The 22,877-nt window shown below is 72.4% G+C and carries 22 protein-coding genes; 8 read left to right on the top strand and 14 right to left on the bottom strand.

Annotation, left to right across the window (positions count from 1 at the left end; translation table 11 throughout):
- Positions 1-46: 46 nt before the first annotated feature.
- The 4 genes from AB0B14_RS33260 to truB all read right to left on the bottom strand — a co-directional run bounded on the left by AB0B14_RS33260 (position 47) and on the right by truB (position 5,021).
- Positions 47-2,449 (bottom strand): polyribonucleotide nucleotidyltransferase, encoded by a 2,403-nt coding sequence (locus AB0B14_RS33260; protein WP_357525997.1) that lies wholly within the window; start codon positions 2,447-2,449, stop codon positions 47-49.
- Between the two features lie 226 nt (positions 2,450-2,675).
- Positions 2,676-2,945: a 30S ribosomal protein S15 gene (gene rpsO, locus AB0B14_RS33265; protein ID WP_030337594.1), complete on the bottom strand. Its 270-nt coding sequence runs from the start codon at positions 2,943-2,945 to the stop codon at positions 2,676-2,678.
- 199 nt (positions 2,946-3,144) lie between these two features.
- Positions 3,145-4,074: a bifunctional riboflavin kinase/FAD synthetase gene (locus AB0B14_RS33270; protein WP_357525999.1), complete on the bottom strand. Its 930-nt coding sequence runs from the start codon at positions 4,072-4,074 to the stop codon at positions 3,145-3,147.
- A 62-nt stretch (positions 4,075-4,136) separates the two neighbouring features.
- Entirely contained in the window at positions 4,137-5,021 is an 885-nt protein-coding gene (gene truB, locus AB0B14_RS33275) for a tRNA pseudouridine(55) synthase TruB (RefSeq protein ID WP_357526001.1), read from the bottom strand.
- A gap of 158 nt (positions 5,022-5,179) precedes the next feature.
- Between truB and AB0B14_RS33280 the strand changes: the two genes are divergently transcribed.
- Positions 5,180-6,151: a hypothetical protein gene (locus AB0B14_RS33280; protein WP_357073129.1), complete on the top strand. Its 972-nt coding sequence runs from the start codon at positions 5,180-5,182 to the stop codon at positions 6,149-6,151.
- Between the two features lie 35 nt (positions 6,152-6,186).
- Here the strand turns inward: AB0B14_RS33280 and AB0B14_RS33285 are convergent, their stop codons facing one another.
- Complete coding sequence (locus AB0B14_RS33285) at positions 6,187-7,512, bottom strand: MATE family efflux transporter (protein ID WP_357526003.1); 1,326 nt, start codon at positions 7,510-7,512, stop codon at positions 6,187-6,189.
- A 179-nt stretch (positions 7,513-7,691) separates the two neighbouring features.
- Between AB0B14_RS33285 and AB0B14_RS33290 the strand changes: the two genes are divergently transcribed.
- The gene (locus AB0B14_RS33290) at positions 7,692-8,537 is read left to right on the top strand and encodes a hypothetical protein (RefSeq protein WP_357526005.1); all 846 of its coding nucleotides are present in this window, start codon (positions 7,692-7,694) and stop codon (positions 8,535-8,537) included.
- Positions 8,538-8,977: 440 nt separating this feature from the next.
- Here the strand turns inward: AB0B14_RS33290 and AB0B14_RS33295 are convergent, their stop codons facing one another.
- From AB0B14_RS33295 to rimP, 9 genes are all read right to left on the bottom strand, one after another.
- The gene (locus tag AB0B14_RS33295) at positions 8,978-9,187 is read right to left on the bottom strand and encodes a DUF6186 family protein (RefSeq protein WP_357073285.1); all 210 of its coding nucleotides are present in this window, start codon (positions 9,185-9,187) and stop codon (positions 8,978-8,980) included.
- On the bottom strand, positions 9,187-9,594 hold the full coding sequence (locus AB0B14_RS33300; RefSeq protein WP_357073138.1) for a hypothetical protein: 408 nt from the start codon (positions 9,592-9,594) through the stop codon (positions 9,187-9,189). Before AB0B14_RS33300 ends, AB0B14_RS33295 begins: the two co-directional genes overlap by 1 nt.
- Before the next feature lie 103 nt (positions 9,595-9,697).
- Positions 9,698-10,747 carry a bifunctional oligoribonuclease/PAP phosphatase NrnA gene (locus AB0B14_RS33305; protein WP_357073141.1) on the bottom strand — a complete coding sequence of 350 codons (1,050 nt, stop codon included), beginning with the start codon at positions 10,745-10,747 and terminating at the stop codon, positions 9,698-9,700.
- Complete coding sequence (gene rbfA, locus AB0B14_RS33310) at positions 10,744-11,244, bottom strand: 30S ribosome-binding factor RbfA (RefSeq protein ID WP_357073144.1); 501 nt, start codon at positions 11,242-11,244, stop codon at positions 10,744-10,746. The genes AB0B14_RS33305 and rbfA overlap by 4 nt, the downstream gene beginning before the upstream one ends.
- Positions 11,245-11,369: 125 nt before the next feature.
- Positions 11,370-11,666, bottom strand: a complete 297-nt coding sequence (locus AB0B14_RS33315; protein WP_030489481.1) for a DUF503 domain-containing protein — start codon at positions 11,664-11,666, stop codon at positions 11,370-11,372.
- 90 nt (positions 11,667-11,756) lie between these two features.
- Positions 11,757-14,780, bottom strand: a complete 3,024-nt coding sequence (gene infB, locus AB0B14_RS33320) for a translation initiation factor IF-2 (protein WP_357073148.1) — start codon at positions 14,778-14,780, stop codon at positions 11,757-11,759.
- Between the two features lie 93 nt (positions 14,781-14,873).
- On the bottom strand, positions 14,874-15,206 hold the full coding sequence (locus AB0B14_RS33325) for a YlxR family protein (RefSeq protein ID WP_357073151.1): 333 nt from the start codon (positions 15,204-15,206) through the stop codon (positions 14,874-14,876).
- 16 nt (positions 15,207-15,222) lie between these two features.
- Positions 15,223-16,266 carry a transcription termination factor NusA gene (nusA, locus tag AB0B14_RS33330; protein ID WP_357073154.1) on the bottom strand — a complete coding sequence of 348 codons (1,044 nt, stop codon included), beginning with the start codon at positions 16,264-16,266 and terminating at the stop codon, positions 15,223-15,225.
- Positions 16,263-16,952, bottom strand: coding sequence for a ribosome maturation factor RimP (gene rimP, locus AB0B14_RS33335; RefSeq protein ID WP_357073288.1), 690 nt, complete (start codon positions 16,950-16,952; stop codon positions 16,263-16,265). Before rimP ends, nusA begins: the two co-directional genes overlap by 4 nt.
- 155 nt (positions 16,953-17,107) lie before the next feature.
- On the opposite strand from rimP, the gene AB0B14_RS33340 reads away from it, so the two are divergent.
- From AB0B14_RS33340 to AB0B14_RS33365, 6 genes are all read left to right on the top strand, one after another.
- Positions 17,108-17,632, top strand: a complete 525-nt coding sequence (locus tag AB0B14_RS33340) for a hypothetical protein (protein ID WP_357073157.1) — start codon at positions 17,108-17,110, stop codon at positions 17,630-17,632.
- The gene (locus tag AB0B14_RS33345) at positions 17,629-18,066 is read left to right on the top strand and encodes a ferritin-like domain-containing protein (RefSeq protein WP_357073160.1); all 438 of its coding nucleotides are present in this window, start codon (positions 17,629-17,631) and stop codon (positions 18,064-18,066) included. The genes AB0B14_RS33340 and AB0B14_RS33345 overlap by 4 nt, the downstream gene beginning before the upstream one ends.
- Positions 18,067-18,118: 52 nt before the next feature.
- On the top strand, positions 18,119-18,721 hold the full coding sequence (locus AB0B14_RS33350; RefSeq protein ID WP_357073162.1) for a PadR family transcriptional regulator: 603 nt from the start codon (positions 18,119-18,121) through the stop codon (positions 18,719-18,721).
- Positions 18,718-19,452: an ABC transporter ATP-binding protein gene (locus AB0B14_RS33355; protein ID WP_357073165.1), complete on the top strand. Its 735-nt coding sequence runs from the start codon at positions 18,718-18,720 to the stop codon at positions 19,450-19,452. Before AB0B14_RS33350 ends, AB0B14_RS33355 begins: the two co-directional genes overlap by 4 nt.
- The gene (locus AB0B14_RS33360; RefSeq protein ID WP_357526007.1) at positions 19,449-22,220 is read left to right on the top strand and encodes an FtsX-like permease family protein; all 2,772 of its coding nucleotides are present in this window, start codon (positions 19,449-19,451) and stop codon (positions 22,218-22,220) included. Before AB0B14_RS33355 ends, AB0B14_RS33360 begins: the two co-directional genes overlap by 4 nt.
- A gap of 83 nt (positions 22,221-22,303) precedes the next feature.
- Complete coding sequence (locus tag AB0B14_RS33365) at positions 22,304-22,786, top strand: nitroreductase family deazaflavin-dependent oxidoreductase (RefSeq protein ID WP_357073171.1); 483 nt, start codon at positions 22,304-22,306, stop codon at positions 22,784-22,786.
- The last annotated feature ends 91 nt before the right edge of the window (positions 22,787-22,877 follow it).

Consider the following 22,877-nt stretch of genomic DNA (forward strand, 5'->3'; position numbering starts at 1 on the left):
TCTTGCTCCCGGTTCGACGAGGGGTGGGTGATGCGATGGACGACGGTCAGCTGTGCCGGGTCCGGCGGCGCGGACGCTCGCCGCCCTCGCCACCCTCGCCGCCGCCGCCGTTGCCGCCCTCGCCGCCACGCTCCGGGCCACGGCCACCGCGGTCGCCGCCCCGGTCGCCGCCACGCTCGCGGTCGCCGCGGTCACGCGGACCCCGGTCGCCCCGGTCCCGACCAGCCGGCCGGTCGCCGCCGGCGGCCTCACCGGCGGCCGGAGCCTCGGTGCCCTCCGGGCGGACCTTGTCGAGGTAGATCTTGCCGCGGGCGTCGATGTCCGCGATCTCGACCTCGACCCGGTCACCGACGTTGAGGAAGTCCTCGACGCGCTCGACCCGCTTGCCGTCGCCCACCTTGGAGATGTGCAGCAGGCCGTCACGGCCCGGCAGCAGCGAGATGAACGCACCGAACGCGGCGGTCTTGACCACCGTGCCGAGGAACCGCTCGCCCTGCTTGGGCAGGGTCGGGTTGGCGATGCCGTTGATCCGGTCGACGGCCGCCTGGGCCGACGGGCCGTTGGTGGCGCCGACGTAGATCGTGCCGTCGTCCTCGATGGAGATCTCGGCGCCGGTCTCGTCCTGGATCGCGTTGATGGTCTGACCCTTCGGGCCGATCACCATGCCGATCTTGTCCACCGGGATCTTGACGGTGGTGACCCGCGGCGCGTAGTCCGACATCTCGGCCGGAGCCTCGATCGCGGCCTTCATGACACCGAGGATGACCTGCCGGGCCTCGTTCGCCTGCTGCAGCGCGGAGGCCAGCACGTCCGACGGGATGCCGTTGAGCTTGGTGTCGAGCTGGAGCGCGGTGACGAACTCCGGGGTGCCGGCGACCTTGAAGTCCATGTCACCGAACGCGTCCTCGGCACCGAGGATGTCGGTCAGCGTCACGTACTGGGTCTTGCCGTCCACCTCGTCGGAGATGAGCCCCATCGCGATGCCGGCGACCGGCGCCTTCAGCGGGACACCCGCGGAGAGCAGGCCCAGCGTCGACGCGCAGACCGAACCCATCGAGGTGGAGCCGTTGGAGCCGAGCGCCTCCGACACCTGCCGGATGGCGTACGGGAACTCCTCGCGCGACGGCAGCACCGGGATCAGCGCACGCTCGGCGAGAGCGCCGTGGCCGATCTCGCGACGCTTCGGCGAGCCGACCCGGCCGGTCTCACCCGTCGAGTACGGCGGGAAGTTGTAGTTGTGCATGTAGCGCTTGCGGTTCTCCGGGGACAGCGTGTCCACCATCTGCTCCATCCGGAGCATGTTCAGAGTGGTGACGCCCAGGATCTGGGTCTCGCCCCGCTCGAACAGCGCCGAACCGTGCACCCGGGGCAGCACGCCGACCTCGGCGGTCAGGGCCCGGATGTCGCGCGGGCCACGCCCGTCCATACGGACCTGCTCGCGCAGTACGCGGTTGCGCACCTCGGACTTGGTCAGCGACCGGAAGGCGGCGCTGAGCTCCTTCTCCCGGCCCTCGAACCGAGCGCCCAACTCCTCGGCGACGCGGGCCTTGACCCGGTCCAGGGCCTCCTCGCGGTCGGCCTTGCCGGCGATGGTGATCGCCTCGGCGACCTCGCCACGAGCCAGGTCGGAGACGGCGTCGTACACGTCGTCCTGGTAGTCCAGGAAGACCGGGAACTCGGTGACCGGCTTGGCGGCGACCTCGGCCAGCTCGCTCTGCGCGCGGCACAGCTCACGGATCGCCGGCTTGGCGGCCTCCAGGCCGCTGGCGACGACCTCCTCGGTCGGGGCGGTGGCACCGGCCGAGATCAGGGCGACGGCGTTCGGGGTGGCCTCGGCCTCGACCATCATGATCGCGACGTCGCCGTCCTCGAGCGTGCGGCCGGCCACGACCATGTCGAAGGTGGCGCGGGCCAGCTCCTCCAGGGTCGGGAAGGCGACCCACTGGCCGTCGATGTGGGCGACGCGGGTCGCACCGATCGGGCCGGAGAACGGCAGGCCGGAGAGCTTGGTCGACATCGACGCGGCGTTGATCGCCACGACGTCGTACGGGTGCTGCGGGTCGAGCGCGAGGATGGTCTCGACGACCTGGACCTCGTTGCGCAGGCCCTTCACGAAGGACGGGCGCAGCGGCCGGTCGATCAGCCGGCAGGTGAGGATCGCGTCCTCGCTGGGACGACCCTCGCGGCGGAAGAACGAGCCGGGGATGCGGCCCGCGGCGTACATCCGCTCCTCGACGTCGACGGTCAGCGGGAAGAAGTCGAACTGCTCCTTCGGGTGCTTACCGGCGGTGGTGGCGGAGAGAACGACCGTCTCGCCCAGCTGGGCGATGACGGAACCGGCGGCCTGGCGAGCCAGCCGGCCGGTGGAGAAGGTGATCTCGCGGGTGCCGAAGGACCCGTTGTCGATCACGGCGGTGCGGGATTCGGTGCCGAGTTTGGTCTCGGTCATGTGCTGTCGTGCTCCTTCGCGTCGTGGGCCCACGACATCGGGGAGCTGCTCAGCCGGCCGGTCTTCGATCGAAGCGCCCGGGTGGCCGGCGTGATGCCGGGTTCCCGGGGGCCACTACCGGAGACCGGTACGCTGACCGGCTCCCTCTCGGGTGGTCGCGCGGCCCGTGTTTCTTCAGGTGGGACGCCGTACGGGGGAGCGGCCGAGCGGCCACTCCCCCGTCACGTCACCGGCGCAGGCCGAGCCGCTCGATGAGCGACCGGTAGCGGGCAATGTCCTTCTTCTGCACGTAGTTGAGCAGCCGACGGCGGCGGCCGACCAGCAGCAGCAGCCCACGGCGGCTGTGGTGGTCGTGCTTGTGCACCTTCAGGTGCTCGGTCAGCTCGGCGATCCGCTTGGTGAGGACCGCGACCTGGACCTCCGGCGAACCGGTGTCGCCCTCGGCGGTCGCGTACTCCGCGCGGATGCTGGCCTTGGCTTCCTGGTCGAGCGCCATGTTCTCCCTGTTTCGATGGGTTGATCAAGTAGGTGTCCGTCGTCCCGATGGACCGGGAACGGACCGGTACCTCGCACCCGCGGCGTCGAGCAGGCACGCGAGGCCCCACGCCGGTCACCCGACGTTTCGGCAAGACTACCAGCACCCGCCGGTAACACCCGGCGAAGGGCCTCGGCGGGGCCCCGTCAGCCCTCGGCGATCAGGCCAGCGCACGCCGGGTGCGCTCGACGTCCTGGTTCATCTGGGCGATCAACGGCTCGATCGAGTCGTACCGGATCTGACCGCGCAGGTGCGCCACGAAGTCCAGGGCCAACCGCTCGCCGTACAGGTCGCCGGAGAAGTCCAGCGCGTACGCCTCCACCCGCCGCTCCCGCCCGGAGAAGGTCGGGTTGGTGCCCACCGACACCGCCGCCAGCAGCGGCTCGTGCTGCCCGCGACGGATCAGCCGGGCCGCGTACACCCCGTCGGCCGGGACCGCCGCGTACCGGTGGCAGAGCAGGTTGGCGGTGGGGAAGCCCAGCTCCCGCCCCCGCTGGTCGCCGCGGACCACGACGCCCTCCACCCGGTGTGGGCGGCCGAGCGCGGCGGCGGCCGCGCCGACGTCGCCCGCGTCGACGCAGGATCGGATGTACGTGGAGGAGAAGACGGTGCCGTCCTCGGTGACCAGCGGGCTGCCCTCCACCCCGAAGCCGAAGGTCTGACCGAGCCGCTCCAGCAGCGCCACGTCGCCGGCCGCCCGGTGCCCGAACCGGAAGTTGCCGCCGACCACCACCAGCGCGCTGTGCAGGTGCTCGACAAGCACGTCGTGCACGAACTGTTCGGCGGGCAGCCGGGAGAACTCCGGGGTGAACGGCACCACACAGAGCACGTCCACGCCGAGTTGCTCGATCAGCTCGGCCTTGCGGGCCTGCTCGGTGAGCACCGCCGGATGCGAACCGGGGCGGACCACCTCGGCCGGGTGCGGGTCGAAGGTGACCACCACCGACTGCACGCCCAGCTCACGGGCTCGGGCCACGGTGTGGCCGATGGTCGACTGGTGCCCCTTGTGCACGCCGTCGAAGACGCCGATGGTGACGACCGAGCGTCCCCACCCACCGGGCGCCGCGTCGTACCCCCGCCACCGCTGCATGCCGTTCCTCTCTGCTGTCCCGACACCGCCGGCCGGGGCCGGCGGGCCTGCCTTGCGACCCGTCAGGCCGGGGCGAGCACGATCTCCGCGCGGGCTCGCCCGTCCCGCTCGCTGACGATAGCGATCAGACCGCCCGCCGGTCCGAAGACGGCGTACGGCCCGACGATGCCGGCCGGGTCCAGTGGCCCGCCGTGGCCGAGCACCTTCGCCTCGTCGGGCGTGGCCTCCCGGCGCGGGAAGAATCGGTCGGCCGCCGCGTCCAGTGGCAGGTTCACCACGTCCGGGGCGCGCTGCTCCAGCTCGTCGAGGGTGGCCGCCTCGGCCAGGGTGAAGCCGCCGACCGCGGTGCGCCGCAGCGCCGTCAGGTGGCCACCGACGCCGAGCGCCAGGCCCGCGTCCCGGGCGATGGCCCGGATGTACGTGCCGGAGGAGCAGGTCACGTCCACGTCCACGTCCACCACGTCCGGCTCGGTGCGGCGGATCGCCAGCACCTCCAGGCGGGAGATGGTGACCCGCCGCGCCGGCAACTCGACGCTCTCCCCGTCGCGGACCCGCTTGTACGCCCGCTGCCCGTCGATCTTGATGGCGCTGACCGCGCTCGGCACCTGGTCGACCTCGCCGCTGAGCGCGGCCAGCGCCGACCGGATCGCGTCGTCGGTGACCAGGCCGGCCGGGGTGGTGGCGATGACGTCGCCCTCGGCGTCGTCGGTGACGGTGGCCTGACCGAGCCGGATGGTGCCGGCGTAGCTCTTGCCCGCGCCGATCACGTAGGTCAGCAGCCGGGTGGCCCTGCCCACACCGATCACCAGCACACCGGTGGCCATCGGGTCGAGGGTGCCACCGTGCCCGACGCGCCGCGTCTTCGCCAGCCGGCGGATCCGCGCCACCACGTCGTGCGACGTCATGCCGCCGGGCTTGTCGACCACGATCAGACCATCGGTGCTCACGTCGGCCAAGCCTGCCAGACCGCCAGTTGGCCACGGTCGTCGCGGGGTGGTTCACGGCCGGGGCGCCACACGCCGCTGGCTCGATCGCGGAGGGGACACCAGGACGTCGCGGCGAATGCGAAGATCACTCGCCCGCTCCCGTCTAGCCAGGACGACAGATGACCAGCGAAGAGCCCGACGGCCCGCCCGTCACCCCGGCCCGCCACCCGGGTGCCGCCGAACCTGAACAACTCACCGTGGCGGGCTGGCTGCGCGAGCCGGTGACCGAGCGTGCGCTGACCAGGGCGGAACGGCTGCGGCTCGGGTGGGAGCAGCACGCCGGAAAGGTGCTCGGCTGGACCGCCGCGCTGGTCACGCTGACGCTTGTCACGGTGCTGGCCTGGCAGGGCATCAACCTGGCGCGGGACGAGTCGAACTCCCGGCCGGTCGACGGGAGCGGCAACGCCCTCGGCCCATTCGCCGGCACTCCGGCGGAGACGTTCGCCGTGGGCGAGGCGGGGATCACCCTCCCGACAGCCCGGGCCGTCGCGCCGTTCACCGCCCCGCAGGTCGCGGACGCGCTGACGAAGGTCAAGCAGGCGCTGATCCACGGTCGGCTCGAGCCGTCCATGCTCGCTGGTGACCCCGCGAAGTTCATCGCCCTGCTGGCACCGGACGGTCGGCACCAGATCGACAAGCACTTCGTGGCCGGGGACAACCTGGACTACGCCACCCGCATCGACCCCGCCGCCGACCCGCGGTTCGACCCCGCGGCGGGCATCCGCGTCAGTGGCACCATGGAGTACCGGTCGGTCACCGACGACGGTGTCCGGAACCTGGAGATCACCACCCGGTTCCTGTGGGTGTACCCCTTCGCCCTGCCCCGACCGCAGGCACTATCGCCCGGCACCGCGCTCGTCACCATCCGGGACGAGGTGGTCTGGCAGGTGCCGCACCCGGACGACGTCCTGGCCACCTCGGCCGGCCTGTGGTTGACAAGCACCGACGTCAACGTGCTCAACGCGACCTGCGCCGCGATCCTCCGGGGAATGATCGACCTGGAGATCGGGTTCGAAATGGGCCTGCCAGGGGGATCGACCACAGACATCTACGACCCGAGGTGGAATCCCGACGAAGCAGAGACCTGCTGACCCCACCCCCGCTTTCCGCGACCTTACAGTTGGGGTCAGCGGACGGCCCCGGGCACCGCCCAGTTGCCGGTGCGCAGGCGCAGCAGCAGGGCGACCAGCCGGATCACCACGAACAGGGTGAGCCCGGCCCAGATCCCGCCCAGCCCGAGGTCGAGGGCGTACGTCAGCCAGATCGCCGGCAGGAACCCGCCGAGGGCGGCCACGATGGTGAGGTTGCGCAGGTAACGCACGTCCCCCGCGCCGATCAGCACGCCGTCGAGGGCGAACACCACCCCGGCCAGCGGCAGCATGAGCACGAACCACGGCCAGGCCGTCATGGCCTGCGCGCGTACCCCGGCATCGGAGCTGAACCACGACGGTACGACGCCGGCGCCGGCGGCCACGAGCAGCGCGAAGCCGACGCCGCAGATGCCGCCGAGCAGCCCGATCCGGCGGGCGAGCGCCCGCGCGCCCGCGTCGTCGCCGGCGCCGAGCGCGGCACCGACCAGGGACTGGGCGGCGATCGCGAGGGCGTCGAGCACCAACGCGGTGAAGAACCAGAGTTGCAGGGCGATCTGGTGGGCACCGACGGCGGCGGCACCGAACCGGGCGGCGACGGCGGTCGCGGAGAGGAAACTGGCCTGGAACGCCAGCCCACGGATCAGCAGGTCCCGGCTGAGCACCAACTGCTGGCGGATCACCCGGGGGCGGGGTCGCAGCGGCACCCGCTCGGCGGCCAGCGCCGCGGCGAAGAGCGTCCCGCAGAGCGTCTGCGCGACGACGTTCGCCACCGCCGAACCGACCAGACCCAGCCCGCCGGGATAGACCAGCAGCGGGCAGAGCAGCGCGGAGAGCAGGTTGGGGCCGAGCACGAAGAACAGCGGGCGGCGGGTGTCCTGCACGCCGCGCAGCCAGCCGTTGCCGGCGGCGGCGAGCAGCAGGCCGGGGGCGCCGAGGGCCGCGATCCGCAGCCAGTGGGCGGCGGCGTCGGCCACGTCGCCGGCACCACCGGCGAGGGTACGCGCGAGCGCGCCCCCGCCGAACTGCATGCCGATCGCGATCAGCAGGCCGACACCGAACGCCAGCCAGGACGACTGGACTCCCTCGGCCACCGCGGCGGCCCGGTCACCCGCACCGAAGCGACGGGCGGCGCGCCCGGTGGTGCCGTACGCGACAACGGTGCCGACCCAGGCGGTGAGCGTCATCACCGTGCCGCCGACGGCGAGCGCGGCGAGCGGCACCCGGCCGAGGTGGCCGACCACCGCCGTGTCGACAAGCACGTAGAGCGGCTCGGCGGCGAGCACCACGAGGGCCGGCAGGGCGAGGCTGGCGATCCGCCGCGGCGAGGCGGCTCGGTGGGTGGGGACGGCGGTCTGGTTCATCGCCGCCGATCCTGGCATGGCTGCGGTAAGGAGCACAAGGGCGCTGGTGACTTACGGGTCCACCTCGCGGCCGGCTCGGCGGACGTCGACGCGCTCCCTGTCGTCGGCATCCCGGCTTGCGGCGCTCACTACCCTGTCCGAGGCTCCCACGCGGGGGCACCACGACAGCGATAGGCCATATGACAGTGAGCGACAGTTACCCTCCGCCCGACCCGAACGTCACCCCCTGGAGCGGCCCCCCGGCCCCACAGCAGGGTGGCTACCCGCCGTACGGACAGCCACCACCCCAGCCGCACTACGGCCCACCACTGCCGCCGGCGCCGAACAAGTCGAACAAGGGCCTGATCATCGGGCTGGTAGCCGGCGCGGTGGTGGTCATACTCGCCATCTGCGGCGCGGGAATCGGCATCCTGGTCGCCTACGGTGGCGACGAGCCCGAACGGGGCACGTCCGCCACCCCCACTCCTGGCGCCGGCAGCACTCCGGGCACGGGGGCCGTCCCCACGCCGGGGCAGGCGGATCCACCGAACAACAACTCGATGACCGCCCGCTACTCCAGCGACCTGGCGAACGTCTGCGAAGGCAGTCCGATCCTGAACGCGGCGCCCTACGGCGGCCCCGCCAGCGCCAAGGCGTACACGTTCTCGAACAACCCCGACCGACCGACGTCCTGGTCGTCGACGTACGTCCCCGCGAACAAGTCCTACTACGCCAAGAGCGCGGACTACCAGAAGGTGTCGGTGGTCGGCTGCCTGAAGTTCGTCGAGGGCAGCCAGGGCGCCCCGAAGAAGTGTCAGTACAAGGACAAGGCGGAAAAGCAGGTCAGCGTCGACTACGTCTCGTCGCGCTACACCCTGACCTTCTACGCGACCAGGACCGCCGAGAAGATCGGCGACGGCGGCACCGTGACCGCCCCGACGAACAGGTGCCCGAGTTTCATCTCGTACGACAAGACCACCATGCGGGCGTACGCGGCGCCGGACTCCGGCACCATCGAGGCGGCCCTGGACACGTTCCTGTCCTGAACGACTCGACCCCCACTGGCGGCCGGACGGTGACGCCGTCGGCGCGACGCATCGACGGCGTCACCACCGGTCGAGAAAGGTCACTGACGGGTGTCCATCGACGTCTGCAGGGCGCGGCGGGCCTGCTCGCGGGCGTCGTCCGTGGTCTCGGGCTTGGGCTTGTTCGGCATGGTGGTGGTCCTTCCAGGGCGCGGGCCACCGGCCTGCGGCAGCCCCTCACGGGCGGTCGTGCTGAGCGCCCCACGGCGGTCCGGGATTACCGGAGCGGCCGGCTGGGCAGCGTGAGCCCGGGTCGATCCGACCCTGAAGGGAGGCGGCACGAGGTGTGGCGCCACCACCCATGACCTGCGCCGCCACGCGGCACCGGCCTTCTCCCAAGTTATCGTTCAGGTTCACATGCTGCGCTCGTTTCCCGCCATTTGGACAGGCGGCGACCCGGCTCAGCGGGCCAGGAAGTGCCAGCCCAGCCACCACCAGAACCCGAACAGACCGATTCGGCCCACCGGCACCGGGCCCACCTCGTACCGCATCACGTACGCGCAGACCTCGCCCAGTGTGGGAATGCGGGAACCCTCCCGCCGGGCCATCCACTCGACCACCGCGAAGAGCACCAACGCGGTGAGGAAACCGCCGATCGCGAGCGCCCGCATCATCGCCGCACCAGCCCCCAGAAAGCGGCCAGCCAGGCGAACCACACCGCCGACCGGGTCAGCTGATCCTCCAGGAGGGGGTCGGCCAGCCGGGAGAAGGTGGGAAAGTCGTCACCGACGGCCAGCACGAAGGTCACCCCCTCGAAGACCCCGAAGACCACCACCGGCACCGCCCACCACACCGCCCCCGAGCCCAGCCGGCGCGGCGCCGGTCGACGAGGCACCCGATTGCTCAGACCGAGCCAGATCAGCACGCCACCGGTGCCAAGGGTGAACAGATTGGCCTCGGTGGAGAACGACGCGAACCGGCCGCCGACGAGCGACAGGCAGACGAGGACGGGAACGGAGACGGCGGGCCGGTCCCAGGCGCGGGGGGCCTCCACGGTGAGGTCGTGCGGCTGCTCCATCCCGCAATTCTTCCCGGTCTCACGGAGCGCGGGAAGACCAACACTCCCCGGAGCTGACCCTGATCTTCCGGACCGGGCGAGCGACGGCAGCCGTAGGAGGGCGTCAGCCGATCAACGCCGCGTCCAGTTGACCGCGGATCGACTCGACCACCTGCTCGACGGTGCCCCGACCGGTGAACCCGGCCGCGAACGTGTGACCACCACCGCCCAGCGTGACCGCGACCCGGCTGACGTCTACCGCGCCCTTGCTGCGCATCGACACCGCCCACTCGCCCGGTGTGACCTGCTTGACCACACAGCTCACATCCGCCTCGGCCGTGCACCGCACCGAGTCGATGAGCGCCTCCAGCACGTACGGACGCTGGTCGTGCCGGGCCAGGTCGTCGAGCGTGGCGAAGGTCCAGACGAAGCCTCGGCCGCCGGCAGCCGCCGGCTCCAGCCGGGCCCGGCCGAGCACCTCACCGAAGAGACGCACCGCCCCGAACGGTCGGGTGTCGAAGACCCGCCGGGAGATGTCCCCGGGCGAGATGCCGGTCGCCAACAACCGGGCGGCCATCTGGTGCACCGCCGGGGTGGTCGCCGCGAAGCGGAACGACCCGGTATCCGTGGTCAGCGCCACGTAGAGGCACTCCGCGATGGCCGGATCCACCACCACCCCGAGCCGGGCCAGCAGTTGCTCCGCCACCACCGACGTCGCCGCGGCGCCCGGGTCCACCAGGTTGACCGTGCCGAAGCCGGAGTTCGAGGCGTGGTGATCGAGCACCAGCGCCGCACCCGCCGACGACAACCGCCCGGCCAGCTCACCGAGGCGCGACTCGCTCGCCGCGTCGAAGCAGATCACCAGGTCCGGTGCCGGGTCGGCGGCGTCCGCCGGGACCAGCAGGTCCAGCCCGGGCAGCCCCCGGAACGGCTCGGGCACCTCCGGTGGCCCCGGGAAGGTCGCCTGCACCTCGCGGACCCCGAACTGCCGCAGACCCAGACCGAAGCCGAGCATGCTGCCCAGCGCGTCGCCGTCCGGGTTGACGTGGCAGATCAGCAGCACCCGGGCGGTCGACGGGAGAGCCCGCACCAGCGCCTCGGCGGCGGCCCAGTCCGTCTCGGCGGGGCCGACCCCGGCCGCCCCGGCAAGCGGGACGCTGGCGGTGCTGGTCACCGCGTTTCCCCACCCCGCGGGGCCCCCGTGACGTCGGTGGCCGCGTCGGCCTCGTCCGCCTCGTCACCCTCATCCGTCTCGTCGTCGACCCGGTACGGCTGCGCCTCGCCCGCGTACTTCGCCTGGGCGGCGAGCCGCTGCACCTCCGCGTCGGCGTTGCGCGCGGCGGCGAGCAGGTCGTCGATGTGCTTGACCTGGTCCTGCACGTCGTCGAGGACGAACGTGAGGGTCGGCGAGTGCCGCAGCCCGAGGGCCTTGCCGACGGTGCTGCGCAGCAGCCCCTTGGCACTCTCCAGCGCCGCCGCGGTGTCGGCCTGGGCCACCGCGTCACCGAGCACCGTGTAGAACACCGTCGCGTCCCGCAGGTCCGCGGTGATCCGGGCGTCGGTGATGGTGATCATCCCGAGTCGCGGGTCCTTGATCTGGCTCCGCACCACCGACGCGACCAGCTCACGCACCCGTTCCGCGTGCCGGCGTACCTTGGCCGGATCAGACATCTCGCCACCTCCACGGCGTCCTGCTCCCGGTCGACCCGGCGACCCGGGGCCGCCGGCCGACCGGCCAACATCTCGAACACTACCTTCGCGGCCGCACCGGTCGCCCGGCACAGCCGGCTCCGGGATCAGTCGTCGTCCACGCCGTACAGCCGGCGGCGGACCGACAGCAGCTCGACCTCGGGGCGACCGGCCACCAGGCGCTCACAGGAGTCGAGCACCTCGCGGACGTGCGCCGTCTCGGCGGCCACCACGGCCACCGCAAGTTGCGCTCGACCGTGCAGGTCGAGCGCTCCCACCTCGGCGGCCGACACCTCGAAGCGGCGCAACGCCGCCACGATCGGCCGTACGTATGATCTCTTGGCTTTGAGCGACCGGGAGTCACCCGGCAGCAGCAGGTCGAAGACCGCGGTTCCGGTAAACATCGCCCCGGACCATACCGCCCACCCACCCCGCATGATCAAGGGGTTTACGCCGTTCGGCGTAAACCCCTTGATCAGCGTGTCACTGCCGGATCAGGCGCGAACCTTCTCCCGCATCTCGAAGGTCTCGATGATGTCGCCGACCTGGACGTTGTTGTAACCACCCAGGGTCAGACCACACTCGAAGCCTTCGCGGACCTCGGTGGCGTCGTCCTTGAACCGCTTGAGCGAGCTGATCGTGAGGTTGTCCGCCACGACCGCCCCGTCTCGCAGCAGGCGCGCCTTGGCGTTGCGCCGAAGGACACCGGCCCGGACGATGCAACCGGAGATGTTGCCGATCTTGGACGAGCGGAAGACGTCGCGGATCTCCGCGCTGCCCAGCTCGACCTCCTCGTACTCCGGCTTGAGTAGGCCCTTGAGCGCTGCCTCGATCTCCTCGATGGCCTGGTAGATGACGGTGTAATACCGGATCTCCACGCCCTCGCGGTCGGCCATCTCGCGGACCTTGTTGGAGGCCCGCACGTTGAAGCCGATGATCGTAACCGGCTCGGACGAGGCACTCGCGAGCATGACGTTGCTCTCGGTGATCGCGCCCACGCCCCGGTCGAGGACCTTGAGCTGAACTTCCTCGGGGATGTCGAGGTTGAACAGCGCGTCCTCCAGAGCCTCCACCGAACCGGAGACATCGCCCTTGAGGATGAGGTTGAGCGAGGTCTTCTCGCCCTCCTTGAGCTGCTCCATGAGCGTCTCGAGGGTGGCCCGACCACGGGAGTTGGCGAAGGACGCCGCCCGCCGCCGTGCCTGCCGCTGCTCGGCGATCTGTCGCACCGTGCGGTCGTCCGCCGCGGCGAGGAACGTGTCGCCCGCGCCGGGAGGCGCGGTCAGACCCAGCACCATGACCGGACGCGCCGGACCGGCCTCGGTGAGCTGGTTGCCGTTCTCGTCGAGCATGGCCCGGACCCGGCCGTGGGCCCCACCGGCGACGATCGAGTCGCCCGCCCGCAGGGTGCCCTTCTGCACCAGCACCGTCGCCACCGCACCGCGACCCTTGTCCAGGTGTGCCTCGATGGCCACACCCTGCGCCGGCCCGTCGATCGGAGCGGTCAGCTCCAGTGACGCGTCGGCGGTCAGCAGGACGGCCTCGAGCAACTCCTCGATGCCGATGCCGGGCTTGGCGGCCACGTTGACGAACATGGTGTCGCCGCCGTACTCCTCGGCGACCAGGCCGTACTCGGTCAGCTGCTGGCGGACCTTGTCCGGGTTGGCGTCCGGCTTGTCGACCTTGTTGACCGCGACCACGATCGGCACGTCGGCCGCCTTGGCGTGGTTCAACGCCTCGATGGTCTGCGGCATCACACCGTCGTCGGCCGCGACCACCAGGATCACGATGTCCGTCACCTGGGCACCACGAGCACGCATGGCGGTGAACGCCTCGTGACCCGGGGTGTCGATGAAGGTCACCGCCCGGTCCTCGCCCTCGTGCGGGACGTGGACCTGGTAGGCACCGATGTGCTGGGTAATGCCACCCGCCTCACCGGCCACGACGTTCGCCTTACGGATCGCGTCGAGCAGCTTGGTCTTACCGTGGTCGACGTGACCCATGACGGTCACCACCGGCGCACGGCTGACCAGACGCTCCTCGGCCACCTCCGCGTCGAGGTCGATGTTGAACTGCGCGAGCAGCTCGCGGTCCTCGTCCTCCGGGCTGACGATCTGGATGTCGAAGCCCAGGTGCTCACCCAGCAGGTGCAGGGTGTCGTCAGAACAGGACTGGGTCGCGGTGACCATCTCGCCCAGGTTGAACATCTCCTGGACCAGCGAACCCGGGTTGGCGTTGATCTTGTCCGCGAAGTCGGACAGCGAGGCGCCACGGGACAGCCGGACGATCTGACCCTGACCCCGGGGAGCACCCGAGCTCATGGTCGGAGCCGACAGGTTGTCGAACTCCTGTCTGCGCTGCTTCTTGGACTTGCGACCGCGCGTCGGCCGGCCACCCGGACGCCCGAAGGCACCCGCGGCACCGCCGCCACGGCCACGACCACCCGCACCCGGACGACCGCCACCACCGGAGGGAGCACCCGGGCGGAAACCGCCACCGGGAGCACCGCCACCGCCGCCGGGACCGCCACGGTAGCCACCGCCACCGCCGGCACCCGCGCCGCCACCAGGGCCGCCGCGGTAACCGCCACCGCCACCGGCGCCACCGCCGGGACCGCCACGGAAGCCACCGCCACCGCCACCGGGACGACCGGCACCGCCGCCACCACCGGGGCGACCAGCGCCACCGGGACCGGGGCGACCAGCAGCCGGACGCTGGCTCGGCATGGACGCCGGGCTGGGCCGCGGCGGCATGGAGTTGGGACTCGGCCGCGGCGGCATGCCCGCCGGGCTGTTGGGCCGGGGACCACCCGCACCGGCGGCCGGGGGCCGCTGCTGCTGGCCACCCTGGATGCCGAACGGGTTGTTACCCGCGCCACGCGCCGGCGGACGACCGCCAGGCCGGGCACCCGGACCGGGAGCCGGCGTACTCGGACGAGCGGCCGGCGAACCGGGACGGGGTGGCATCGCGGCGGGACCCGGCCGAGGACCGGGACGGTTGCCGCCGTCGGCCGGAGGCTCCCGGCGAACGGGGTTGTCCCGCTGCTGCTGGCGGGCGGCCTGCGCGGCCTTGACCGCGGCCTCCTGCTCAGCCTTCAGCGCGGCGGCGCGCGCCTCGGCGGCCGCCACTTCGATGTCGTGGGCACTCGCCGGCTTGGCGACCGGAGCCGCGGGCTGCGGTGCAGCGGGCACCGGGCCCTTCGGCTTCGGGCCGGGCGCCGGCGCGGCCGGCCGCCGAGGCGGCATCGGCTTGGCCGAGACCCGGGGCGCGCCCGGGGTCGGGGACAGCGTCGGGGTCGGGTTGGAAGCCGGCGTCGGCGCGGGCGCCGACGGGGCGGCCGGTGCCGGAGCACCGGCGGACGCCACGAACGCGTTACGCAGCCGTCGGGCGACGGGCGCCTCGACGGTGCTGGACGCGGACTTCACGAACTCGCCCATTTCCTTCAGCTTGGCGAGAACGGTCTTACTCTCGACCCCGAGCTCTTTTGCAAGCTCGTGTACGCGGGCCTTGCCTGCCACTGCACTCCTCACTCCGAGGTCGTGCGGGCAGCACCCGCAGCGACCTCACTCGTGCACTTGAAGCCTGGTCATTTCAGGGACTTCATCGTGTGCTCATGTCGGTCGTCCTACCCTGCTAGCGACCCTCGCCCGGTCGGGCTGACCGGACGTAGTGGTTGGCGCATCGACGTGCTCCGCCAGCACACCGTGGTCGAGGACCTCGGTGCTGCGCAGCGCACGCCCGAAGGCGCGGCGGCGCACCGCCAGCGCGAAGCAGGCCGGATCCGGGTGCATGTTCGCTCCCCGACCCGGCAGCCTGCGGCGCGGATCAGGCCGGAGACTGAGACCAGCCTCGTCCCTGACCGCGATGATCCGCAGCAATTCGCTGGCCGGCGCACGTTGCCGACAACCCACACAGGTGCGTTCCGGCGTTGCGCGTCGTACCACTGGAAGAAGTCTACCCCTAGCTGCCCGAGATCGCGCCGCCCGGCTCCCGCACGTGATCAGCTGCCGCACGCGCGGCGGGGGCGGTCTGCTCCGCGTCGGACCGAATGTCGATCCGCCAACCGGTCAATCGGGCCGCGAGTCGGGCATTCTGCCCCTCCCGGCCGATCGCGAGCGAGAGCTGGAAGTCGGGAACCGTCACCCGGGCGGCCCGATTGGCCAGGTCGACCACCTCGACCCGCAGCGCCTTGGCCGGCGACAACGCGTTGCCGACGAAGGTGGCCGGGTCGTCCGACCAGTCGATAATGTCGATCTTCTCACCGTGCAACTCGCTCATCACGGCCCGCACCCGCTGGCCCATCGGGCCGATGCAGGCGCCCTTGGCGTTCACCCCGGGGGTGGTGGAGCGTACGGCGATCTTCGTGCGGTGACCTGCCTCACGGGCGATCGCGCCGATCTCCACGGTGCCGTCGGCGATCTCCGGCACCTCCAACGCGAACAGCTTCTTGACAAGCCCCGGGTGCGACCGGGACAGGGTGATCTGCGGCCCGCGCATGCCCTTGGCCACGTGCACCACGACACAGCGGACCCGCTCGCCGTGCGCGTACCGCTCGCCGGGCACCTGCTCGGACTGCGGCAGCACGCCCTCCAGCTTGCCGAGGTCGACGCTGACGATGCCCTTCTCGGTACGCGTCTCGTGCGCCTGAACCACGCCGGTGACCAGGTCACCCTCGCGGCCCACGTACTCACCGAAGTGCACCTCGTCGGTGGCCTCCCGCAGACGCTGGAGGATCACCTGCTTGGCGGTCATGGCGGCGATCCGGCCGAAGTCGTGCGGGGTGTCGTCCCACTCCCGCACCAGACTGCCGTCCGAGTCCATCTCCTGCGCGTACACCAGGGCTGCGCCCGACCTGCGGTCGATCTCCACCCGGGCGTGCGGTTCGGCTCCATCGGTGTGCCGGTAGGCGGTCAGCAACGCGGTCTCGATCGCCGCGAGAATCGTGTCGAACGGGATCTCCCGCTCGCGCTCGAGTGCGCGCAGCGCCGCGAGGTCGATGTTCACCTCTCCTCGTCCTCCACATCATCTTCGTCGTCGATGTCGTCTGAATCGTCGATCTCGTCTGAATCGTCCGCGTCGTCGAACTCTTCGTCCGGCTCGCCGAGTTCGGCGAGCCGGGTGAACTCGACCTGCACCCGGCCGGGGCCAAGCTGGGCGTACGTCCAGGAGGCGCGACCGCCGTCGGTCTCCAACTGCACGCCCTCGTCGTCGGCCGCGACCACCCGGCCGGTGAGCTGGCGGTCGCCGGCGGGCTGCTCGCCACGCTGGCCGGGCAACGCGGCCCCGCCCCGAGCGGTGACCTTGACCAGCCGGCCCACGTTGCGCCGCCAGTGGCGGGGCAGGGTGAGTGGCCGGTCGACGCCCGGCGAGCTGACCTCCAGCTGGTATTCACCGGCGACGATGTCGCCACCGGTCTCCTCGGCGGCGTCCAGGGCGGCCGAGACCGCGCGGGAGACGTCGGCCACGGCGTCCAGGTCGATCCCGCCGTCGGCGTCCACCATCACCCGCACCACGTGCCGGCGACCGGCCCGGGAAACCGTCAGGTCCTCCAGGTCGTAGCCGGCGTCGTTGACCACCGGCTCGATCACGGCCCGCAACCGCGCACGGCGCGCGGCGAGGTCACCGCCACGGGGACCCGCGCCGTCGCGGGGTCGCCCAGTCGACCTGGTGGCACGGCCACGCTGCGTCATCTCCGCACCCTCTCCCTGGTCGACGGTGATCGGTCGTCCCGACATGCCGGCACACCACCGGAGCGGACGCGCCGGTGGCTGCGCAGAGCGTAACGCGCCTGCCCGTCGGTGGGCCGGGCGGCGCACCGACGGCGGTGGCCCCCGGACCGGCGGGCATGGTGTTGACTTGCCGGGTGGGGACCGGCAGAACGACACAGCGCGACCAAGCATCCGGACATTCCCGGCGAAAGCTCTTGCGCGCCGGGGCGTTGCTGGCGCTCGGCGGCGCCGCGGTGCCGCTGACCGGCTGTGATCTTTTCGACCGTGATGACGAGCCGGCGCCACCACCGGACCCGCTGCGGCCGATGGTGGACGAGTCACTCGCGCTCGCCGCCGCGTACCAGGCGAGCGCGACCGCGCATCCCGACCTGGCCGGGCGGCTCGGCCCGATCGCCGAGGCGCACACCGCGCACGCCACCGAGCTGGCCCGGGTGATCGGCGTCGCCCTGCCGACCGCGGCCGCCACACCCACCACCGCCCCCGCCGCCGACCAGGCCGGCGCGCTCGCCGCCCTGCGCCGGCTGGAGAAGACCGCCCAGCAGTCGGCCACCGCCGCCTGTGCCGCGGCGAGCGCGGAACGGGCCGCACTGCTCGGGTCGATCGCCGCCGCCCGAGCCACGCACCAGGAGGCACTGAAGTGAGGCAGCCATCCGCCGGGGAGGCGCTCGCCTCCGCCCTGTCCGCCGAGTACGCGGCCATCTACGCCTACGGCCGGATCGGGGTCCGACTCACCGGGGCGGCGCGGGACGCCGCGCACCAGGCCGAGGCCGCGCATCGAAGCCGACGCGACGCGCTCGTGGTGCAACTGAGCGCGGCCGGCGGCGTCGTGCCGCCCGACCGCGCCGGGTACGCGCTGCCGTTCCCGGTCACCGACCGGGCCAGCGCCCTGCGGCTCGCCGCCGAGGTGGAGGAGCGCACGGCCGCGCACTGGCGGGCCGCTCTGGCGTCCACCACCGGAGCCGAGCGCAACCAGGCGCTGGCCGCCCTCGTCGAGTACGCGGTGCGGGCCACCCGGTGGCGCAGGACGGCCGGGCTGACCCCGCTGACTGTCCCATTTCCCGGTCGGCCAACCTGAACCGTTCCGTTCCGGTTGCGGTACGCATACCAGGTATGCATACTCCGTTGCCATGTCCATCCGTCACGGGTTGCTCGCCCTGCTCGAACGCGGCCAGATGTATGGCTACCAGCTGCGCGCCGCGTTCGAGGAGTCGACCGGCTCGACCTGGCCACTGAACATCGGGCAGGTCTACACCACGCTGTCCCGGTTGGAACGAGACGGTCTGGTGCGCCCGCTGCCGGAGAGCGAGGCCGGGCAGCGCCCGTACGAGATCACCGACGCCGGCCGGGCAGACCTGGCGCTGTGGTTCGCCACGCCGGTCAGCCGCAACGACAGACCCCGTGACGAGCTGGCGATCAAGCTGGCCCTGGCGTTGACCACCCCGGGGGTGGACGTCCGCTCGGTGGTGCAGGCCCAGCGCAGCGCGACGATGCGGGCTCTGCAGGAGCTGACCCGGCTGAAGTACGGCAGCGACCGACCGGAGGACCTCCCCTGGCGCCTCGTACTGGACTCGATGGTCTTCCAGGCCGAGGCGGAGGTGCGCTGGCTGGACCACTGCGAGACCAGTCTGGTGCGGCACCGGCCCAGCGGCCCGGCACCTCCCCCACCGCGCGCGGATGACGCCGATGCGCGGGACGGGACACGCTGGGCCGGCGAGGAGGCCCGACGGTGAGCGGGCCGGACGACGCGGTGCTGGAGCTCCGCGCCGTCCACCGCACCCACGGTGCCGGACCGGCGGCGGTGCACGCGTTACGCGGGGTCAGCCTGGTCGTTCGGCCCGGCGAGCTGGTCGCCGTGATGGGTCCGTCCGGCTCCGGCAAGTCGACGTTGCTGGCCCTCGCCGGTGGCCTGGACCGCCCGACTGACGGCGAGGTCCGGGTGGAGGGGCAACCGCTGGGGGCGCTGGACCGTCGCGGTCTGGCCCAACTGCGCCGCCGTCGGATCGGTTACATCTTCCAGGAGCTCAACCTGCTGGGCAGCCTGAGCGCACTGGAGAACGTGGCGCTTCCGCTGGAGCTGGACGGCACCAGTGGACGGCAGGCTCGCGGACTGGCCATGGCCGCGCTCACCGAGGTGGGTCTGCCCGCGTTGGGTGACCGCTTTCCGGACCAGCTCTCCGGCGGGCAGCAGCAGCGGGTGGCCATCGCCCGCGCGCTGGTGGGCGAACGGCGGCTGGTGCTCGCCGACGAGCCCACCGGGGCACTGGACTCGCAGACCGGTGAGGCGGTGCTGCACCTGCTCCGCCGCCGGATCGACGCGGGCGCCGCCGGGGTGCTTGTCACCCACGAGGCACGGCACGCCGGCTGGGCCGACCGGGTGGTGTTCCTGCGCGACGGCGTCCTGGTCGACACGACGGCGCCGCTGGGCAGCGTCGACCAGTTGCTGTCCGGCAGCGGCCGGTGACGATCCGCCGTCCGACGCGGGCCCCCGCTCCGGTCGACACCGCGACGGCACGGCCGGTCGCGCCCGGCGCCCCGGTCGGTCGACGGCGGTTCGCCGAGCTGACCGGCTCCTGGCGGGCGGCGCTGCGGATCGCCCGGCGGGAGTCCCGCCGGGCCCGACGTCGGACCGCCCTGGTGCTCGCGATGATCGCCCTGCCGGTGGCGGCGCTGGCCTTCCTCGCGGCGAGCTACGACATGGCCGAGCTGACCCCGGCCGAAGGGATCGACCGTCGGCTCGGCGTGGCCGACGCGGAACTGCGCTGGATCGCCGACGCGCCGGTACGGCAGGACGAGGAGGGTGGCACCTGGTACGTCCGAAATGGCGAGCAGCAGCCGCCCAACGCCCGGGCCACCTCCGCCCAGGTGGGTGCGCTGCTGGGACCGGGCAGTCGGGTCACCGAGGTGCGCACCCGCATCCCACTGACCCTGCGCGGCCCGCGCCTCGACGAGGACGTGGAGGGGCGGGTGCTGGACCTCGGCGACCCGTTGGCCCGCGGGCTGGTGCGGTTCCGGGCGGGCCGGGCACCGCGGCAGCCCGGCGAGGTCGCGGTCAGTCCGGCGGCGCTACGCCGCCTGGACCTGCGCCTCGGCCGCGCCGTGGCCCTCGCCGACGGAAGCCGCGCTTACACCGTGGTGGGGGTGGTCGAGTTTCCCGACGATCTCGGAATGGTGGTGGCGCTGCATCCGGGTGCGGTGCCACCGACCGGTTCCAGCTCGGCGACCAACTGGCTGGCGGACGTGCCCGGCACCGTCGACGCCGCGCTGGTGTCCCGACTCAACGAGCGTGGGGTGGTGGTCACCACCCGTCCACCGGCCGACGACCGGAAGCGGACGTGGCTCGGCCCGGTCGACCCGAGCGGCACCGGCGGCCTGAGCACCGGTGTGCTCATCGCCGGCCTCGGGCTGCTGGAGGTCGTGCTGCTGGTCGGCCCGGCCTTCGCGGTCGGCATCCGTCGCCGACGGCGGGATCTGGCGCTCGTCGCGGTGGCCGGCGGGGATGCCGGCCAGCTTCGCCGGGTCGTGCTGGCCGACGGCGTGGTGCTGGGTGTGCTGGGCGCCGTCGCCGGCCTGCTGGTCGGCGTCGCCGCGGCGTTCGCCGGTCGTCCGCTGGTGGAGCAGTACGTCTTCCACGCCCGCTTCGGTGGGTACCGGTGCTGGCCGACCGCGCTGGTGCTGCTCGGTGGGGTCGCGGTGCTGGCCGGGGTGCTCGCCGCGCTGGCACCGGCCTGGACCGCCGCACGGCAGGACGTCAGCGCCGGGCTCGCCGGACGGCGTACCCCACCGGTGTCCCGGACCCGGTGGTTGGCCTTCGGTCTGTCGCTGGTGGTCGGCGGGGCGGGGTTGGCGGCGTTCGGGGCCGCCCGTATCTCCCCGGCGGTGATCCTCACCGGCCTCATCCTCGGCGAGTTGGGCCTGGTGTGCTGCACGCCCACGCTGATCGGCGCGCTCGCCCGGCTCGGCCGGATGTTGCCGTTGGCACCGCGAATCGCGCTGCGCGACGCCAGCCGCAACCGGGCGGCCGCGGCGCCCGCCATCTGCGCCGTGATGGCCGCGGTCGCCAGCAGCGTGGCGCTCGGTGGGTTCCTGGCCAGCAGCGACGCCCGGGAGTCGCGCTCCTACCGGCCGTTGGTGCCGACCGGCAACGTGCTGGTCTACGCGGGCGAACTGGCGCGGCTACCCACCCTGGCCCAGGTCGCCACCATCGCCCGGGAACAGTTGGGTGCCGACGCGATCGCCCCGATCAACTCGGTGAGTTGCGCGTCCCGGAAGGGTTACTGCGACGTCGCGCCGGCGCTCCCACCCGCGCAGGTATGCCCCTGGCAGCCGGGGGTCGATCTCTCCGCGGCGCAGCGTCGACAGGCCCGGGCCGACCCGCGTTGTCGGATTGACGCGCTGGGCTACGACGGCGGCTACGTGCAGACGGGAGTGGATGACGGGACCGCACTGCCGCTGCTCACCGGTGCGGACCCGGCGACGACCGCCGCCGCCACCGCCGTGCTGCGCGCCGGGGGCGTGGTGGTGACCGACCCGCGCTACCTGCACGACGGCCTGGTGACGGTACGGGTGAACCAGGTGGATTCCGGAACGGACGGGTCGACCACCACCGACCTGCCCGGGTACGCGCTGAGCGGGGTGGTCAGCCAACCCCAACTGCTGCTCTCCGCGTCCGCGGCCCGGCACCTCGGCCTGACCTGGTCGCCGGCCGGTTGGGTGATCGGCACCTCGACCCCGCCGGACCGGCACCAGGAGCAACGGTTCACCAGCGCACTGCGGCCCTTCGGCACCTTCATGGTGTCCGTGGAGTACGGCGGTGGTCCCCGCGACATCTCACCGTTGCTGCTGCTGCTCGCGGCGGCGGCCGGGGTGATCACGGTGGGGGCGGCGGGGATCGCCACCGCGCTCGCCGCCGCCGAGGGGCGCGCGGAGCTGACCACCCTCGCGGCCGTCGGCGCGGCGCCGGCGGTACGCCGAATGCTGGCGATCTGCCAGGCCGGAATCATCGCCGGTGTCGGTTCGGTGCTCGGCATCGTGGCCGGCCTCGGCACCGCCGCGATCGTGCTGGTCTCGGTCAACCGCGAGTACGCCAGCGACTGGCCGGCGTCCGATCCGTACCCCCTGTTGGTGCCCTGGCCCGTGCTCGGGGTCCTGGTGCTGGTGCCGGTGGTGGCGATGCTCGGGGCGGGCCTGTTCACCCGCGCCCGACTGCCGATCGAACGGCGGCTGGACTGACACCGGTGCGGTGGCCGGCCGGCTGATGATCCGGGCGCGTACGGGGGTGCCGCCGGGGCCGGGCAGGCGGCAGACTGATCGGCGTGTCAGCGCTGGGAAACATCACCCGTCGAGTCGGTCATCACCGCTGGTTCGGCGCCGCCGCACGCCTGCTGGTCCCCGCCGACCGGGTGGTCGGTCGACTCACCCGGGGGCGGGTGGTCGCGCTCGGCCTGATCCCGTCCCTGGTGATCACGACGACCGGCCGCCGCTCCGGCAAGCCCCGCAGCAATCCCCTGCTCTACGTCCCCGACGGCGACACGTACGTGGTGATCGGCTCCAACTGGGGGCAGACCCAGCACCCCGGTTGGGCGATGAACCTGCTCGCCGATCCCACCGCCGCGGTGCAGTTGAAGGGCCGGCTGATCCCGGTGCGGGCCGACCTGGCGTCCGGCGCCGAACGGGACCGGCTGTGGCAGCTGCTGGTGACCGAGTGGCCCGCGTACCGCACGTACGTGCAACGGGCCGGTGGCCGGGAGATCCACATCTTCCGGCTCGTGCCGACCGGCCCGCCGTCGGCCGGCTAGTAGTGCTTTGTTAGGTCGGCGTGTCGTGGGGTCGTCGGGGCGGTCTGGGTAGTTCGATGTGGCGGTGCCCCCTGATGAGCTTTCGGTTGTG

This window comes from Micromonospora sp. NPDC049171, from assembly GCF_040648275.1.
In the GTDB taxonomy this organism is placed as follows: Bacteria; Actinomycetota; Actinomycetes; order Mycobacteriales; family Micromonosporaceae; genus Micromonospora.